The sequence below is a fragment of the Micromonospora sp. NPDC004540 genome (genome assembly GCF_040610095.1).
Lineage (GTDB): Bacteria > Actinomycetota > Actinomycetes > Mycobacteriales > Micromonosporaceae > Micromonospora.
In genome coordinates this window covers 1-15,646 of record NZ_JBEXLR010000079.1, presented here as the reverse complement: position 1 = coordinate 15,646, position 15,646 = coordinate 1, and the positions used below count along the sequence as shown (strand labels likewise).

General features: G+C 74.4%; 17 protein-coding genes and 1 pseudogene. 11 read left to right on the top strand and 7 right to left on the bottom strand.

Annotated elements, in window-relative coordinates; translation table 11 throughout:
- Window positions 1-2: 2 nt before the first annotated feature.
- Window positions 3-788 carry a DinB family protein gene (locus ABZV78_RS23165; protein WP_355641653.1) on the bottom strand — a complete coding sequence of 262 codons (786 nt, stop codon included), beginning with the start codon at window positions 786-788 and terminating at the stop codon, window positions 3-5.
- 238 nt (window positions 789-1,026) lie between these two features.
- On the opposite strand from ABZV78_RS23165, the gene ABZV78_RS23160 reads away from it, so the two are divergent.
- The 4 genes from ABZV78_RS23160 (at window position 1,027) to ABZV78_RS23145 (ending at window position 2,616) form a co-directional block, all read left to right on the top strand.
- Window positions 1,027-1,434, top strand: a complete 408-nt coding sequence (locus ABZV78_RS23160; protein ID WP_355641652.1) for a DUF4111 domain-containing protein — start codon at window positions 1,027-1,029, stop codon at window positions 1,432-1,434.
- A 78-nt stretch (window positions 1,435-1,512) separates the two neighbouring features.
- Window positions 1,513-1,869 carry a hypothetical protein gene (locus ABZV78_RS23155; protein WP_355641650.1) on the top strand — a complete coding sequence of 119 codons (357 nt, stop codon included), beginning with the start codon at window positions 1,513-1,515 and terminating at the stop codon, window positions 1,867-1,869.
- Window positions 1,866-2,324 (top strand): MerR family transcriptional regulator, encoded by a 459-nt coding sequence (locus ABZV78_RS23150; protein WP_355641649.1) that lies wholly within the window; start codon window positions 1,866-1,868, stop codon window positions 2,322-2,324. Before ABZV78_RS23155 ends, ABZV78_RS23150 begins: the two co-directional genes overlap by 4 nt.
- The gene (locus tag ABZV78_RS23145) at window positions 2,308-2,616 is read left to right on the top strand and encodes a hypothetical protein (RefSeq protein WP_355641647.1); all 309 of its coding nucleotides are present in this window, start codon (window positions 2,308-2,310) and stop codon (window positions 2,614-2,616) included. Before ABZV78_RS23150 ends, ABZV78_RS23145 begins: the two co-directional genes overlap by 17 nt.
- A gap of 409 nt (window positions 2,617-3,025) precedes the next feature.
- Here ABZV78_RS23145 and ABZV78_RS23140 read toward each other — a convergent pair whose 3' ends face one another.
- The 4 genes from ABZV78_RS23140 to ABZV78_RS23125 form a co-directional block, all read right to left on the bottom strand.
- Window positions 3,026-3,565: a DinB family protein gene (locus ABZV78_RS23140; protein WP_355641646.1), complete on the bottom strand. Its 540-nt coding sequence runs from the start codon at window positions 3,563-3,565 to the stop codon at window positions 3,026-3,028.
- 519 nt (window positions 3,566-4,084) lie between these two features.
- Window positions 4,085-5,170 (bottom strand): redox-regulated ATPase YchF, encoded by a 1,086-nt coding sequence (gene ychF, locus ABZV78_RS23135; protein WP_355641644.1) that lies wholly within the window; start codon window positions 5,168-5,170, stop codon window positions 4,085-4,087.
- Between the two features lie 61 nt (window positions 5,171-5,231).
- Complete coding sequence (locus ABZV78_RS23130; protein ID WP_355641642.1) at window positions 5,232-5,978, bottom strand: peptidase E; 747 nt, start codon at window positions 5,976-5,978, stop codon at window positions 5,232-5,234.
- A gap of 30 nt (window positions 5,979-6,008) precedes the next feature.
- Window positions 6,009-6,521: a MarR family transcriptional regulator gene (locus ABZV78_RS23125; protein ID WP_355641641.1), complete on the bottom strand. Its 513-nt coding sequence runs from the start codon at window positions 6,519-6,521 to the stop codon at window positions 6,009-6,011.
- Between the two features lie 94 nt (window positions 6,522-6,615).
- On the opposite strand from ABZV78_RS23125, the pseudogene ABZV78_RS23120 reads away from it, so the two are divergent.
- Window positions 6,616-7,437: pseudogene (locus ABZV78_RS23120) on the top strand (EamA family transporter); the annotation flags it as partial.
- Between the two features lie 53 nt (window positions 7,438-7,490).
- On the opposite strand, the gene ABZV78_RS23115 reads toward ABZV78_RS23120, so the two are convergent.
- Entirely contained in the window at window positions 7,491-7,955 is a 465-nt protein-coding gene (locus ABZV78_RS23115; RefSeq protein WP_355641639.1) for a hypothetical protein, read from the bottom strand.
- 174 nt (window positions 7,956-8,129) lie between these two features.
- Between ABZV78_RS23115 and ABZV78_RS23110 the strand changes: the two genes are divergently transcribed.
- The 6 genes from ABZV78_RS23110 to ABZV78_RS23085 all read left to right on the top strand — a co-directional run bounded on the left by ABZV78_RS23110 (window position 8,130) and on the right by ABZV78_RS23085 (window position 15,159).
- Window positions 8,130-8,639, top strand: a complete 510-nt coding sequence (locus tag ABZV78_RS23110) for a SigE family RNA polymerase sigma factor (protein WP_355641637.1) — start codon at window positions 8,130-8,132, stop codon at window positions 8,637-8,639.
- Entirely contained in the window at window positions 8,636-9,133 is a 498-nt protein-coding gene (locus ABZV78_RS23105) for a hypothetical protein (RefSeq protein ID WP_355641635.1), read from the top strand. Before ABZV78_RS23110 ends, ABZV78_RS23105 begins: the two co-directional genes overlap by 4 nt.
- Window positions 9,134-9,370: 237 nt before the next feature.
- Entirely contained in the window at window positions 9,371-10,858 is a 1,488-nt protein-coding gene (locus tag ABZV78_RS23100; protein WP_355641633.1) for an AlkA N-terminal domain-containing protein, read from the top strand.
- Entirely contained in the window at window positions 10,855-11,367 is a 513-nt protein-coding gene (locus tag ABZV78_RS23095) for a methylated-DNA--[protein]-cysteine S-methyltransferase (RefSeq protein ID WP_355641631.1), read from the top strand. The genes ABZV78_RS23100 and ABZV78_RS23095 overlap by 4 nt, the downstream gene beginning before the upstream one ends.
- A 37-nt stretch (window positions 11,368-11,404) precedes the next feature.
- Window positions 11,405-13,216, top strand: coding sequence for an ABC transporter ATP-binding protein (locus ABZV78_RS23090; RefSeq protein WP_355641629.1), 1,812 nt, complete (start codon window positions 11,405-11,407; stop codon window positions 13,214-13,216).
- Between the two features lie 110 nt (window positions 13,217-13,326).
- Window positions 13,327-15,159 (top strand): ABC transporter ATP-binding protein, encoded by a 1,833-nt coding sequence (locus tag ABZV78_RS23085; protein WP_355641687.1) that lies wholly within the window; start codon window positions 13,327-13,329, stop codon window positions 15,157-15,159.
- Window positions 15,160-15,188: 29 nt separating this feature from the next.
- Here the strand turns inward: ABZV78_RS23085 and ABZV78_RS23080 are convergent, their stop codons facing one another.
- Window positions 15,189-15,512: a hypothetical protein gene (locus ABZV78_RS23080; protein ID WP_355641627.1), complete on the bottom strand. Its 324-nt coding sequence runs from the start codon at window positions 15,510-15,512 to the stop codon at window positions 15,189-15,191.
- Window positions 15,513-15,646 lie beyond the last annotated feature (134 nt).

Here is a 15,646-nt window from a genome sequence, read left to right as displayed (position 1 = left end):
CCCTACACCGCCCCGGCCCCGCGGGCCTCCAGCGCGTCCAGGTCGCGCTGCGCGTAGAGCCGGTGCTCCCACTCCTCGTTGAGGACGATCAGCAGGCACTCCCGCACCGGGTAGCTGCGCGGCTCCGGCCAGCCCGCGCCCGCCACCGGATCGGTGCGGCCGGCCAGCGACTCGTCGGTCAGGCCCTCGATGACCTGGCGCACGGTGGACATCCGGTCGCGGCGCAGCGCGAGCACCACGTCGAGCGAGGGCCGCGCGGCCCGGTCGCGCGGCACACCGGGAAGGTCCGGCATCTCGTCCCAGGGCAGATCCAGCGGATCCCACGGCGACGGGTCGCCGAGGATCACCCGCCGGACCCACGAGTCGGTGGCGAAGACCAGGTGCCGCAGCGTCTCGACGAACGACCACTCACCGTCGACCGACTCGTGCAGCAGCTCGGGCCGCAGCCGGCCGGCCCGCTCGACGGTCCCGTCCCACAGCCGCTCCAGGACGTCCCACGCCTCCCGGAAGCCGGCCGGGTCGGTCGGGCGCATCCTGGCCCGGTCCGGATACCGCCGGTCCAGCTCCGCCTCGATGAGCGGCCCGACGTCGACGCCGTTGATCGTCAGACCCTCGACCTCGCCGTGGATGTCGACGCCGACCAGCTCGACGCCGCGCATGGTGACCCCGCGCAGGTCGACGCCACGGAACCGGGCACCGGACAGGTCGACGACACGGAGTTGGGCGCCGCTGAGGTCCACCCGGTCGAACCGGGAGCCGCGCAGATCGGCGGCGATGAATTCGGCCACCCGAGCAGGCTAACGCCGCGCGCTTGCCGGCGCGCCCCTGCTCCTGACCGACGAGCCTGAAACGGCGATGCGCCCTGCGGGCACGACGGCCACCCTGGCGCGATGGATCAGGTTCAGGGGATCGTGGGGCTGGTCGACCGCGTACTGGGTCGGGAGGTCGTCGGCACCTACCTGCACGGCTCGTCGGTGCTCGGCGGCCTCAGGCCGGCCAGCGACGTGGACGTCCTCGTCGGAACCGATGCCGGACCTGGCCCTGCTGATCACGATGGTGCTGGCCGGCGACCATCCCCTCGCCGGTCCGCCGCCGGCGCAGGTCCTCGACCCGGTTCCGCACCCGGATCTGGTGCGAGCGACCGTGGCGGGCATCCCGGGCCTGCTCCGCGACCTGGCCGACGACACCCGCAACGTGCTGCTGACCCTCGCCCGCATCTGGACCACCCTCGCCACCGGTGAGATCAGGTCGAAGGACGCCGCCGCGGACTGGGCGCTGGCCCACCTCCCGCCCGAGCACCGCCCGGTCCTGCGGCATGCCAGGGAGCTGTACCTTCACCGCCGGTACGCCGAGGAGAGCTGGAGCGACGAGCTGCTGGCACAGGTACGCCCGCACGCGGACCAGGTCCTCGCCGAGATCGACCGGCTGCGGTGAAAGTGGGCGGCGCCGCCTGGAAGCTTCCACCGTCGCGGCCTTGCATCCGGTACCTGGGTACAGGCTTACCGTCGAAGCATGAGCGACCGACACGTCCCGACCGACGACTCCTGGGTGCCGGATGCGTGCACCCTGCCGACGGCCGAACGGCCGCTGCGGCTCGCCGAGTTCGACCAGTTCTTCCGCGCTGCCGTCCGGGGTGCCGACCGGCTGTCGGCGCGGCATCTGCGGTTGCACCTCGCCGGCGCGGAGCAGGTGGAGGAGACCGCGCGGGATCTGACGGCCCGCGAATCGTCCTGCTGCTCGTTCTTCACCTTCGAGATCGGGCGACCCGGCGCGGACGCGCTGACGCTGGACATTCGGGTGCCGGCGGCGCACGTCGACGTGCTCGATGCCCTCGCCCGGCGGGCGACCTCCGCCCGGGAGCGGAGATGAGCGAATCGGGGCTGCGCAGCGGCCAGCTAGCCGACGCGGCCGGGGTCAACCTCCAGACGCTGCGCTACTACGAGCGCCGGGGCCTGCTCGCCGCACCGCGGCGGTCACCGGGCGGGCACCGGCTCTACCCGTCCGACACCGTCACCCTGCTGCGGGTCATCAAGACCGCGCAACGCCTCGGCTTCACCCTCAACGAGGTCGCCGACCTGCTCGATGCCGGCCGACACCGGCACCACGGCCGACCCGACACCAGCCTCCAGGCACGGGCCAGAGACAAGCTCGCCGAGGTGGAACAGAAGCTGGCCGGCCTCACCGTCATCCGCGACACCCTGCGGGCGGCCATCTCGGCCGGCTGTGACGACCTGGTCGCCTGCGCCAGCAGCTCCTGCTGCCCCCTGCCCTTCGTCGAACTCGCCGTACTCCCCGAGAGGAACGACCGTGCCGACACCTGCTGACCGGCTGCGCCGCCTGCTCCCGTCGAGCATGACCGGACTCGCGGCAACGGCCTGCGCCGCCTGCTGCGTGCTGCCGCCGCTGCTGGCCGCCGGGATCCTCGGTGGCGCCGGTTGGGCCGCGGTCAACCGCTCCCTCCCCGGGGTCGCCGTCGCCCTGGCCGTGCTCGCCGGACTGTCCTGGTGGTGGGCCACCAGCCGCCGCCACACCACCGGCTGCGCCGGCGGCGACTGCTCCTGCGGCCAGGGTGACCACAAGGACCGCCAGGTGGTCACGTTACGGTCCGACACCTGACGGTCGCCCGCTGCGGAAGGCCGGAATCAGACGTTGAAGCGGAACTTTGGCTGCCTCTCCCGTGACCTGCGGCAGCCTGGTCGGCGCACTGGTCACGCCCGCTCTTGGGCTCACGCCGTTGATGGCTGGTTGCCGACGTTTCACAGTGTCTTGTGCCCCGTGTGTGCCCCGGCAGACTCCTTTGCCCCCAGGCAACCAACACGGCCCTCCGAACTGCCCTGAAGCAGCATCGGCTGAACTGCTGAGACGATCCGACTTCGTCCCAACGCGTCCACGGGTGTCCGTCGTGATCGTCACCCAGTTTGTTACTCACTGGCTCCGGGCCGCCCCGGTTCTGCTTCACCGCCGTTCCTCACCGTGAGGTTGCATCCTGACGGCGGTCCTTATGCTGACCCACCGCCCCGGTGGGTCACAGGCCGGTTCGCCCGTCGATGCACTCGCGCAGGAGGTCGGCGTGGCCAGCGTGCCGCACATACTCCTCGATCACGTGGACAAGCACGTCGCGCGTGGCGTGGCTGCCACCGTCGACCGGCACCTCGCGGCCCAGGTCGGCCTCCTCGAGAGCGTCGAGCCATTCGTCCGCCTTGGCGATCTCGGCCTTCCAGGTTGCAAAGGCGTCCTTCACCACCGCTGGGTCGGGGACCGCGCCCCCGAAGTCCCAATCTGGGTCGTCCTCGTGCTTGTAAAGGCACGGTGCGTCGGTCCGCCCTTGCAGCACACGCTGGAACCAGTGGTTCTCCATCTGAGCCAAATGGCGGACCAGGCCGAGCAAGCTCAGGGTGCTGGGCGGCACAGAGCGTCGGCCGAGCTGCTCGGCGTCCAGTCCGTCGCACTTCATCTCTATGGTCAGACGGTAGTTGCCGAGGTACTCCCGGTAGGTCGCCTTTTCGCCGACGGGCTGACCGAAGATCCTGGGGTCGTCCTCGGGGGCGGTCCACAGTTTGCTCACGGCGCCACCCAATCGCGGGCGGACCGCACCAGTCAAGTGAGCTGCGGTGCCCCAACTTCGACGGCCGCCAGGAGGAATTCGATCGCCGCTCGCTCATCGGCTAGAAGCGAATGTTGCCGCATCCGCGTCTTCGGCCAGAGGTTCACAGTCGGTAGCCAGCGGATAGGGGGACCGCGTAACCCATCAAGCGGAGCCAACGTGTAACGCATCAACCGGAGTACGACATGTCGCTAGACCTGAGTCTGCGAGAACTTCCTGTACGGGATCAAGTGCGGCCAGCGTCGCGCGCCGCTCGCGCCGCCGAATCTGGGCAGGGCCGATGGGCCCCCAGCCGCGCCTATGGCCTTCGGCCGCCGACGCATCGCTGGCGGAGCTTGACACCTTCGTCCCGAAAGAGTGACCAGTTGTCGATGAGCTGGGCGAGTAGCCGGAGGACCTGCCGGAACAGTCCAGCATCGTCCATGGGCGTCGAGCGTCGGCCGCCCCGGTCGTCACCCAGTTGGTCACCCACGCCGGGTGTCAGACGTTGAAGCGGAACTCCACCACGTCGCCGTCCTGCATGACGTACTCCTTGCCCTCGATCCGGACCTTGCCGGCGGCCTTCGCCGCCGCCATCGATCCGGCCTCGACCAGGTCGGCGTAGGAGACCACCTCGGCCTTGATGAAGCCGCGCTGGAAGTCGCTGTGGATGACCCCGGCGGCCTCCGGTGCGGTGGCGCCGACCGGGACGGTCCAGGCCCGCGCCTCCTTGGGGCCGGCCGTCAGGTACGTCTGGAGCCCGAGCGTGCGGAAGCCGACCCGGACGAGCTGGTCCAGCCCCGGCTCGGACTGCCCGATCGACTCCAGCAGCTCGCGGGCCTCCTCCTCGGGCAGGTCCACCAGCTCGGACTCGATCTTGGCGTCCATGAAGACCGCCTCGGCCGGGGCGACCAGGCCGCGCAGCTCGTCGAGGAACTCGGCGTTGCCCAGCTCGGCCTCGTCGACGTTGAAGACGTAGAGGAACGGCTTCGTGGTGAGCAGGTGCAGCTCGCGCAGGTGCTCCAGCTCGATCTTGGCGGCGGCGGCGCCCGCGTAGAGGGTGGTGCCGCCGTCCAGGACCTCGACGGCCTTCTTGGCGGCCTCGACCGCGGCGGCCCGGTCCTTGCGGAGCTTGGCCTCCTTCTCCAGCCGGGGCAGCGCCTTCTCCAGGGTCTGGATGTCGGCCAGGATCAGCTCGGTGTTGATCGTCTCGATGTCGTCGGCCGGGGAGACCTTGCCGTCGACGTGCACCACGTTCGGGTCGGAGAAGGCCCGCACGACCTGGCAGATCGCCGAGGCGTCGCGGATGTTGGCCAGGAACGCGTTGCCCCGGCCCTGCCCCTTGGAGGCGCCCCGGACCAGGCCCGCGATGTCGACGAACGAGACCGGCGCCGGGAGCACCTTCTGCGAGGAGAAGATCTCCGCGAGCTTGGCCAGCCGCTCGTCGGGGAGCCCGACCACGCCGACGTTCGGCTCGATGGTGGCGAACGGGTAGTTCGCGGCGAGCACGTCGTTCTTGGTCAGCGCGTTGAACAGGGTGCTCTTGCCCACGTTGGGCAGGCCGACGATGCCGATGGTGAGACTCACGACGAGCCAGCTTACGCGGTTCTCCGCCGGGACCGGGCAGGCAGGTCCGGGGTCGCCGCGGTCAGGCGGCCCGGGTGGGCAGCAGGCGGGGTTCGATCCGGGTCTCCCGCACCGTGCCGTCCTCGGCCCGCGCCAGCTCGTACGCGGCCACGCCCTCCCGGTCGGCGACCGCCTCGGCCAGCCGGGTGCCCCGGTAGATCAGCCCGACGCCGTCGTCAGTGCAGTGGCTGGTCGGCAGCGTGCCGTCGGCGACCAGCCGGTGCATGAGCGGCCGGCGCTGGTCCTCGCTGTCGTAGTGCACGCCGTTGCCGTACGGCAGCCAGCCGAGCCCCTCGGTGAAGGGGCGCAGGGTCGGGCCGTAGCTGTCGGTGGCGCCGCCGAGGTGCCAGCAGATCGACCCGGCGGAGACCCCGCCGAGCACCACGCCGGCCTGCCAGCACTCGTGCAGGATGTCCGGCAGGCCGTGCACCCGCCACACCGCGCAGAGGTTGGCCACGCTGCCGCCGCCGACCCAGATGATGTCCTGGGCGAGCAGGTGGGCGCGGATGTCCTCGACGTTGGGCATCGGGTAGAGCGCCAGGTGGGACGGGCGGAACCTGGTGCCGGCGAACGCGCCGTAGAAGACGGTGAACGAGGTGGGCTGGTCGCCGACCGCCTGGTTGAGGTAGCAGACCCGGGGCGCGTCGCCGGCCTGCGCCAGGTCGGCCATCAGGTCGAAGAGCTGGCTGGGCCGGGCGTCCCAGGGGCCGCGGTGCCGGCTGAAGAAACCCATGCTGGTGGCGACGATGGTCGGTTCACTGGCGGGCATGGCCGTCCTTCCGGTCGGTGACGTTGGAGATCATCCTGCCCGATCCGGCGGCTCCGCCTCGGCGGCGGCCAGCAGGGCGCGCAGCAGATCGGCCAGCCGGTCGCGGTCGGCGGCGGGCAGCGCGTCGAGGATCCGCCGCTGCACCTCCAGCCCGGCCTCGGCCGACTCCTCGGCCACCCGGCGGCCGGCGTCGGTGAGGCTGACCCGCAGCGCCCGCCGGTCGGCCGGGTCGGGCGCGCGCCGGACCAGCCCGGCCCGCTCCAGCCGGTCGAGCCGGCCGGTCATCCCGCCGGAGGTGAGCATCAGCGCGGCCGCGAGCGCCTTCGGCGCCAGGGTGTACGGCGCGCCGGACCGGCGCAGCGCGGCGAGCACGTCGAACTCGCCCCGGCCGATGCCCCAGCCGGCGTACACCTTCTCCTGGCGGTCGCCGACCAGCCGGGCCAGCCGGTAGATGCGGCCGAAGACGGCCATCGGCTCGGGCCGCATGCCGGCCCGCTCCCGGCGCCACTGCTCGACGATCAGGTCCACGTCGTCGGTTGCCACGGCTGTCGATTGTGCCGCACCTCGCACTTCCGCTTTCACTCGACACTGATTAGCTTAGCGCTAAGCTACTTAGCAGCGAGGAAAGTAGGTCGTCATGGCCCGCCGCTGGACCGACGTCGCGCTCACCGCCGTCGCCCCGATCACCTGGGGCACCACCTACCTGGTCACCGCCGAGCTGCTGCCTCCCGGCCGGCCGCTCTGGTCCGGCGCGGTTCGCGCCCTGCCGGCCGGCCTGCTGCTGCTCGCCCTGACCCGCCGGCGGCCGCGCGGCGTCTGGTGGGGGCGGGCCGCCCTGCTCGGCGCGCTCAACATCGGGGCGTTCTTCCCGCTGCTCTTCGTCGCCGCCTACCGGCTGCCGGGCGGCACTGCGGCCGTGCTCGGGGCCGCCCAGCCGCTGCTCGTCGCCGCGCTCACCGTCGCCCTGCTCCGGGACCGGCCGGGCCGGCCGGCGCTGCTCGCCGCGCTCGCCGCCCCGGTCGGGGTCGCCCTGGTGGTGCTGCGGCCGGGCGCCGGCCTCGACCCGCTCGGCGTCGCCGCCGGCCTGGCCGGCACCGCGGCGATGGCCGCCGGGCTGGTGCTGACCCGCCGCTGGGGCCGGCCGGCCGGGGTGGGCACCCTCGCCGCGACCAGCTGGCAACTCGTCGCCGGCGGCCTGCTGATCCTGCCGGTCGCCGCCGCCGTCGAGGGCGCGCCGCCCACGCCGGACGGGCCGGCCCTGCTCGGGTACGCATGGCTCGGGCTGGTCGGCACCGCGCTGGCGTACGCGCTCTGGTTCCGGGGCGCGGCCCGGCTGCCGGTCACCCGGGTGTCGGTACTCGGCGCGCTGAGCCCGCTGACCGCCGCGACCCTCGGCTGGCTGGTGCTCGGGCAGACGCTCAGCCCGACCCAGCTCGCCGGCTTCGCGGTGGCGATCGCCGCCATGGTGCTCGGCCAGCTCCCGGCCCGGGCCACGGCCCGGGGGCGGGGCGGTCAGCCGGCGCGCAGCCGGCGCCAGCCGTCGGCCGGGGCGCCGACGGCCACGCCCTCGGGCAGCGCGCCGGGCGGCAGTTCCCCCGCCGCGGCCAGCGGCAGGGTGAAGCGGTGCGCCGCCGACGGCGCGGCGGTGTACGACTGGTCGAGCAGCCAGCGCACCTCGTCGACCGTCCAGCCCAGCCCGGCCCGGCCGGCGAGCTCCCGGACCAGCCGCAGGCCCACCCGGGTGTCGTCGTCGTAGAAGCGCATGCACCAGTGGTGCGCCCACATGCCGAGCGCGCGCAGCCCGGCCGCGTCGAGCGAGCCGACCAGCCGGCCGCAGGCGGTGTCGGCGAAGGCGCGCCCCGGGTCGTCGGCCCGGTCCCGTTCGATCGCCCCGTAGGCTGCCGGCGCCACCACCCGCATCCGGTCGTAGAAGCCCTGCACCACCGCGGGCTCCAGCCGTGTCCGCCCCGACCGCATCAGTGGACACCCCGCCCGGCCACGCTCGCCATGCCCCGCACCTTTTCTTGAGTTGGTGGCGGGACCGTACCGACCACTACCGACACTTTCCCCGGCGGAATCCGTTGCGCCGCCAGGGATAGCTGGCCTGAGCTGGAGCGTCTGTATCTGTGACGACGACGAGCGGGAGGGTGGGTGGACGAGGACGACCGGGCCCGGCTGGCCGAGTTCGTGACCAGCCGCACGCCGGCGCTGATGCGGGTGGCGTACCTGCTCACCGGCGACCGGCACGCGGCCGAGGACCTGTTTCAGTCGGCGCTGGCCAGGACCATCCCGAAGTGGCGGACGCTGCGGCACGCCGACCCCGAGGGCTACCTGCGCACGGTCATGTACCGGGAGCAGGTGAGCTGGTGGCGGCGGCTGCGGCGACGCCGGGAGACGGCGCTCACCGGGGCCGACGAGGCGGTCCAGCCGGACCCCAGCGGCGGCGCCGACGTGCGCCTGGCGATGCGGGCGGCGCTGCGGCTGCTGCCGCCGGCCCAGCGCACGGTGCTGGTCCTGCGCTACTACGAGGACCTCACCGAGACCCAGGTCGCCGAGGCGCTGGGCTGCACGGTCGGCACGGTACGCAGCCGGACCCACCGGGCGGTGACCCGGCTGCGCCAGCTCCTGCCGGACGTCGAACTCCTGGAGGTACGGCGGTGACCACGCCCTTCGAGGACCTCATCCGCGCCACCCTCTCCGACCTGGCCGAGGAGGCACCCAGAGTGCAGGACCAGTTGACCCCGGCGGAACGCCGGTTCCGGAACCGCCGGCGGACCACGGTGACGCTCGGCGCGGCGGGCGTGGTGGCCGCCGTGCTGATCGGCGCGCCGATCGCGGTGGCGGCCGGCGGCGGGGACGCCCCCCGCCCGGCCGTACCATCGGCGCCGCCGACCCCCGCGGCAGTGTCCCCGTCCCCCGCCGAACCCACGGCGGTCCCGTCGCCCAGCGGGCCGCCCACCGCCGTGCCGACCCCGCCCGGCGATCCGACCGCCGGCCCGGTCCCCAGCGCCTCGCCGCCGGGCCGGCCCGGCCGCCCCGTGCCGAGTCCGAGCCGGCCGGGCGGCCCCACCGCGGTCCCCTCCCCCGAGAGCCCCGGGGGCGGCCCGGGCGTGCCCAGCCCCTGGCCCACCCCGTCCCCGAGCCCGCGCCGCTGACCCCGGACGACCCGGCCGCCGGGTCCGTCCGGCCGCCCTGCCGGCGGTGGGTGGAACCCCATGGAGGTATCCCGGCCCTGGTGACCTTCATAGCGTTCCACCCACCGCTGCCGTCGCGGCGGGAGGCGGCCGCGCACAGCCTCCCGGGCCCTGGATCAGAGCGCCGGCGGGGGCCGTGCACGGCCGCGTCCGAATCCCGCCAGCCGAGGGCCCGACCTGCGAGGCAGGATCGGTGTCATGGAACTCGACTTCGAGCGGTGCTACCGGGCCGTCGACAGCCGCGACCAGCGGTTCGACGGCTGGTTCTACACCGGTGTGACGTCGACCGGGATCTACTGCCGGCCGTCCTGTCCGGCGACGACGCCGAAGCGGCAGAACGTCCGGTTCTTCCCGTCGGCCGCCGCCGCGCAGGGCGCCGGGCTGCGGGCCTGCCGCCGCTGCCGCCCCGACGCCGCCCCGGGCTCCCCGCAGTGGGACGTCCGGGCCGACGTGGTCGGGCGGGCGATGCGCCTGATCGCCGACGGGGTGGTCGACCGGGACGGCGTACCGGGGCTGGCGGCGCGGCTCGGCTACACCGAGCGCCACCTGCACCGGATGCTCCGGGCCGAGCTGGGCGCGGGGCCGTTGGCGCTGGCCCGGGCGCAGCGGGCGCAGACTGCCCGGATCCTCATCGAGACCACCGGGCTCGGCCTGGCCGAGGTGGCGTTCGCCGCCGGGTTCGGCAGCGTCCGGCAGTTCAACGACACGGTCCGCGAGGTGTACGGGGCCACCCCCTCCGAGCTGCGGGTCAGCCGGGGCGGGCGGCGGGCGGTCGGCGGGGCGGGCACGATCACGCTGCGGCTGGCGTACCGTCCGCCGTTGCACGCGGGGGCGCTGCTGGACTTCCTGGCGCTGCGCGCACTGCCCGGCGTCGAGGAGGTCCGCGACGGCGCGTACCACCGCGGGCTGCGCTTGCCGCACGGGCCCGGCACGGTGTCGCTGACCCCGGCCGACGGGCACGTGGCCGCCACCCTGCGGCTGGCCGACATGCGCGACCTGGCCCCGGCGGTGGCCCGCTGCCGCCGCCTGCTCGACCTGGACGCCGACCCGGTCGCGGTCGACACCACCCTGGCGGCGGACCCCGTCCTGGCCCCCGCCGTGGCCGCCGAACCCGGCGTCCGCCTCCCGCACGCCGTCGACGGCTTCGAGATGGCCGTCCGCGCCATCACCACCCAGCAGATCTCCCTCCAGTCGGCGAGAACCACCCTGACCCACCTCCTCACGGCCACCGCCCACCCCGTCGATCATGAGGTTGACGGCGAAGTCGATCTCCAGAACAGCGGCCAACCTCATGATCGACCGCTGGGGTTGCGGCCGTTTCCCAGTGCGGAGGAGGTGCTCTCGGTGGGCGACACGGGGTTCCGGATGCCGGGGGCGCGGCGGGAGACGATCCGGGCGGTGGCGCGGGCCGTCGTCGCCGGGGAGCTGGACCTGGCGCCGGGTGGGGACCGGGAGGAGGCGGTGCGGCGGCTGGCCGCGCTGCCCGGGATCGGGCCGTGGACCGCGGGCTACGTGGCCATGCGCGCGCTCGGCGACCCCGACGTCCTCCTCCCCACCGACCTGGGCGTACGCCGGGGCGCCGCCGCGCTCGGCCGGCCCGACGACCCGAAGACCCTGAACGCGTACGCGGACCGCTGGCGCCCCTGGCGGTCCTACGCGGTGATCCGACTCTGGAGAGCGGCATGACCACACTGGACAGTACCGTCATCGACACCCCCGCCGGCCCGCTGAGCGTGCTCGCCGGCCCCGACGGGGCGGTACGCGCGGCCGGCTTCACACCCGACCCGGCGACCCTCGTGCCCCTGGTTTACCCCGGGCTGCGCGGCGCGCTGCGCGAACGGGCCGACCTCGGCCCGGTGACCGCCGCCGTCCACGCCTACCTGGCCGGGGACCTGACCGCGATCGACAGGGTCCCGGTCGAGCAGCAGACCGGCGGCGCCTTCCTGGCCCACGCCTGGCAGGTGCTGCGCGACGTCAAGCCGGGCGACCCGGTGACGTACACCGGTTTCGCCGCGCTGGCCGGGCGGCCGGCCGCGGTCCGCGCCGCCGCGGCGGCCTGCGCCCGCAACGCCGCCGCGCTCTTCGTGCCCTGCCACCGGGTGCTGCGCACCGACGGCACGCTCGGCGGCTACCGCTGGGGCCTGGACGTGAAGAAGTGGCTTCTCGGGCATGAGGGACGGGTGACGGCTAGCTGACACCCGGGATGTCGCCCCCTGCCGCTACCGTCGGGTAGTGCCTGCGCTGAGCGACGGCAACCCCGCGGTGTGTCACGACGCCCGTCCCCACCCGCTGCGCAACCTCTGGCGACTGCGCCCCTACCTGCGCCCCTACGCGGCAGAGTTCGCCTGGCTGCTGCTCGCCGCCCTGGCCGCCACGGCGGCGAGCCTGGCCGTGCCCCTGGTGGTGCAGCGGGTGGTGGACGGGCCGGTGGCCCGGCACGACGTGGCCGGGCTGCTCCGGCTCGGCGCCCTCGCCCTGCTGCTCGGCCTGGCCGAGGCGGTGCTGATCTTCATCCGGCGGTGGACCCAGTCCTCCTCCTCGGTCGGCATGGAGGCGGCCATCCGGGCCGACATCTACGCCCACCTGCAACGCCTGCCGGCCGGCTTCCACGACCGGTGGCAGTCCGGCCAGCTGCTCTCCCGGATCACCAGCGACCTCTCGGTGATCCGCCGGTTCCTCTCCTTCGGCCTGCTCTTCCTGGTGCTCAACCTGATCACCTACGCCGCCGTGGTGGTGCTGCTGATCCGACTGCACCCCGGGCTCGGCCTGCTGGTGGCGGCCAGCGCCGTCCCGCTGTTCCTGATCAGCCGCCGGTTCGCCCGGCACTACCACGCGGCGTCCCGCCGGATGCAGGACCAGCAGGGCGACGTGGCCACCCTGGTCGAGGAGACCGCGCAGGGGCTGCGCACCATGCGGGCGTACGGGCGGGGGCCGGAACTGGCCGCCCGGTTCGCCACCGGCGCCCGCCGGCTGCACGACACCGGCATCCGCAAGGCCCGGCTGCTGGCCCGCACCTCCGCCCTGTTCGACCTGGTGCCCAACCTGACCCTCGGCGTGGTGCTGGTGGCCGGTGCCGCCGCCGTGGCCCGGGGCGGGCTCACCATCGGCGAACTCGTCGCCTTCGTGAGCCTCCAGCTCATGCTGATCTGGCCGGTGCAGTCGCTCGGCTGGATCATCGCGAACGGGCAGGAGGCGGCGACCGCCGCCGACCGGATCCAGGAGGTGCGGGACAGCCGGCCGACCATCGTGGACGCCCCGCACGCCCGCGCGCTCGACCGGACGGAGGTGCGCGGTCGGCTCCGTTTCGAGCGGGTGAGCTTCCGCTACCCCGGCAGCCCCGCGCCGGTGCTGCGCGAGGTGGAGCTGACCGTCGAGCCGGGCGAGACGCTGGCCCTGGTCGGGGCGACCGGCTGCGGCAAGAGCACGCTGCTCTCACTGGTCCCCCGGCTGCACGAGGTGACCGGCGGCCGGGTCACCCTGGATGGGCACGACCTGCGCGACCTGCGGCTCGGCTCGCTGCGCCGGCTGGTCGGGGTGGCCTTCGAGGAGCCGACCCTGTTCTCCATGTCGGTCTGGGAGAACCTGACGCTGGGCCGGCCGGAGGCCGGCGAGGAGGAGGTCCGGGCCGCGCTCGCGCTGGCCCAGGCGGAGTTCGCATACGACCTGCCGTGGGGGCTGGCCACCCGGGTCGGCGAGCAGGGGCTCTCCCTCTCCGGGGGGCAGCGGCAGCGGCTGGCGCTGGCCCGGGCGGTGCTCGGCCGGCCCGCGCTGCTCGTCCTCGACGACCCGCTCTCCGCGCTCGACGTGCACACCGAGGCGCTGGTCGAGGCGGCCCTGCGCCGGGTGCTGCGGGACACCACCGCGCTGCTGGTGGTGCACCGGCCGTCCACGGTGGCGCTCGCCGACCGGGTGGCGCTGCTCGACGGCGGGCGGATCGTCGCCGTCGGCACCCACTCCGAGCTGCTGGCCGGGGTGCCGGCCTACCGGGCGGTGCTCGCCGAGCCGGAGCGGCGGGCGGACGGCGTCGGCCTGGTGCGGTCGTGACGGGGGCCGCCGGGCGACCCCGGATACCCCGGCAGCGCGGTGTCCCCAACCTCTCCGGGCAGCGCGGTGATCCCGACCTCTCCCGGCCGCGCGGCGACGCCGACCTCGATCTGTCCCGGTGGCGCGGGCGGGCCACCGACCCCGACGCCGACCGCAGCCGGGCCGAGGACTCGTCGCCGGAGGCGGTGGCCCGCCTCCGGGCCCGCAGCCGGATGCTGCTCCGCGACCTGCTCCGCCCGCACCGGGCCCGGCTCGGGCTGGCGGTGTCCCTGCTGCTGGCCCAGAACGCCGCCGCCATGGCTGGCCCGTACCTGGTGATGCTCGGCATCGACCGGGGCATCGACCCGCTGCGCGGCGGCGACCCCGGCCCGCTGGTCGCCGTCGCGGCCGCGTTCGTCGTCGCCACCGGCACCGAGTACGCGGCGAGGCGCGCCTTCCTCACCCTCGCCGCCCGGATCGGTCAGGCCGTCCTGCTCGACCTCCGCAACCGGGTGTACGGCCACTTCCTCCGCCTCGACGTCGGCTTCCACGAGCGCTACACCTCCGGCCGGATGGTGTCCCGGCTGACCAGCGACCTGGACTCGATCGCCGAGCTGGTCGACGGCGGAATCGACAAGCTGGTGATGGCCGCGCTGTCGGTGCTGTCGGTCGCGGGCATCCTGCTCTGGCTGGACCTGCCGCTGGCCGCGGTCACCCTGCTCGCCTTCCCGTTCCTGTTCCTGCTGACCCGCTGGTTCGCCCGCGCCTCGGCCGGGGCCTACCGGCGGACCCGGGAGGCGGTGGCGCTGGTCATCGTGCACTTCGTCGAGTCGCTGCGCGGCATCCGGGCGGTGCAGGCCTACCGGCGGGAGCGCCGCAACGAGCGCATCTTCGCGGCGGTGAACGACGACTACCGGCAGGCCAGCCTGCGGGCGTTCCGGCTCATCGCGGTCTACTCGCCGGGCATCCGGCTGATCGGCAACCTGACCGCCGCGGTGGTGCTCGGCTACGGCGGCTGGCGGGTGCTGGGCGGGCGGACCGAGGTCGGCGTGCTCGCCGCGTTCCTGCTCTACCTCCGCCGGTTCTTCGAGCCGATGGAGGAGCTGAGCCAGTTCTACAACGCGTTGCAGTCGGCCATCGCCGCGTTGGAGAAGCTGGCCGGGGTGCTCGACGAGCGGCCCGCGGTGGCCGAGCCGGCCCGGCCGGTGCCGCTGCCCGCCGGACCGGGGCGCGGGGCGGTGGTGTTCCGCTCGGTCCACTTCGGCTACCGGCCCGAGGCACCGACCCTGTCCGGGCTGGAGCTGGCCGTGCCGGCCGGTCAGACCGTCGCGCTCATCGGGCCGACCGGCGCCGGCAAGTCCACCATCGCCAAGCTGCTGGCCCGGTTCCACGACCCGGCCTCCGGCACCGTCAGCCTCGACGGGGTCGACCTGCGGCACCTGGCCGACGCCGAGCTGCGCCGGGCGGTGGTGCTGGTCACCCAGGAGAACCACCTGTTCAGCGGCTCGGTCGCGGAGAACATCCGGTTCGGCCGCCCGGACGCCGACGACGCCACCGTGGAGGCCGCCGCCCGGGCCATCGGCGCGCACGACTTCATCGCCGCGCTCCCCGACGGGTACGCCACGGACGTGCACCGGCGCGGCGGCCGGCTCTCCGCCGGGCAGCGGCAGCTCGTCGCGTTCGCCCGGGCATTCCTGGCCGACCCCCGGGTGCTGATCCTCGACGAGGCCACCTCGTCGCTGGACGTGCCGACCGAGCGCCTGGTGCAGCGGGCACTGCGCAGCGTCCTGCGGGACCGCACCGCGCTGGTGATCGCGCACCGCCTCTCCACCGTGGAGATCGCCGACCGGGTGCTGGTCCTCGACGGCGGCCGGATCGTGGAGGACGGGTCCCCGACCGAGCTGGCCGCCGCCGGCGGCCGCTACGCCGCCCTGCGCCGCCAGTGGCGCGACTCGCTGATCTGAGCAACGACCGGGCAGCGCGACCCGGAGCGTCAGTCGGCGCGCGGCCCTTCCCTCTCCGGCGGTCCGGCGGCGTCCGAACCCGGCGCGGACTGTGGGTCGAGCGGAGTCGGGGTGCCGGGTGCCGACGTCGAGGCGTGAGCGGCGGCCAGGGCGGCCTCGGCGCGCAGGTCGCGGCGGATCCGGTCGACCGCCCGGCCGAAGCCGAAGAGCAGCACCAGGACGAGCGCGGCCACCCCGGCGAGCACCGGGACGGTCAGTGCCGCCTCGCCCCGGTCGGTGCGCCAGCCGCGCAGCAGCGTCGGGGCCAACGCCAGGGCGGACAGCACCAGCGCAACCGTCCCGAGCGCCAGCACGCCAACAACCCGCCCGGGTTCCTCGCCGCCGCCGGCCACCAGACCGCCGTCCGGGGATGACCATCGCCGGCAGCCGCTCGGTCAGGTGGCGCAGCATCTCGAACGAGGCCGAGCCCGACCCGATGATCACCGCG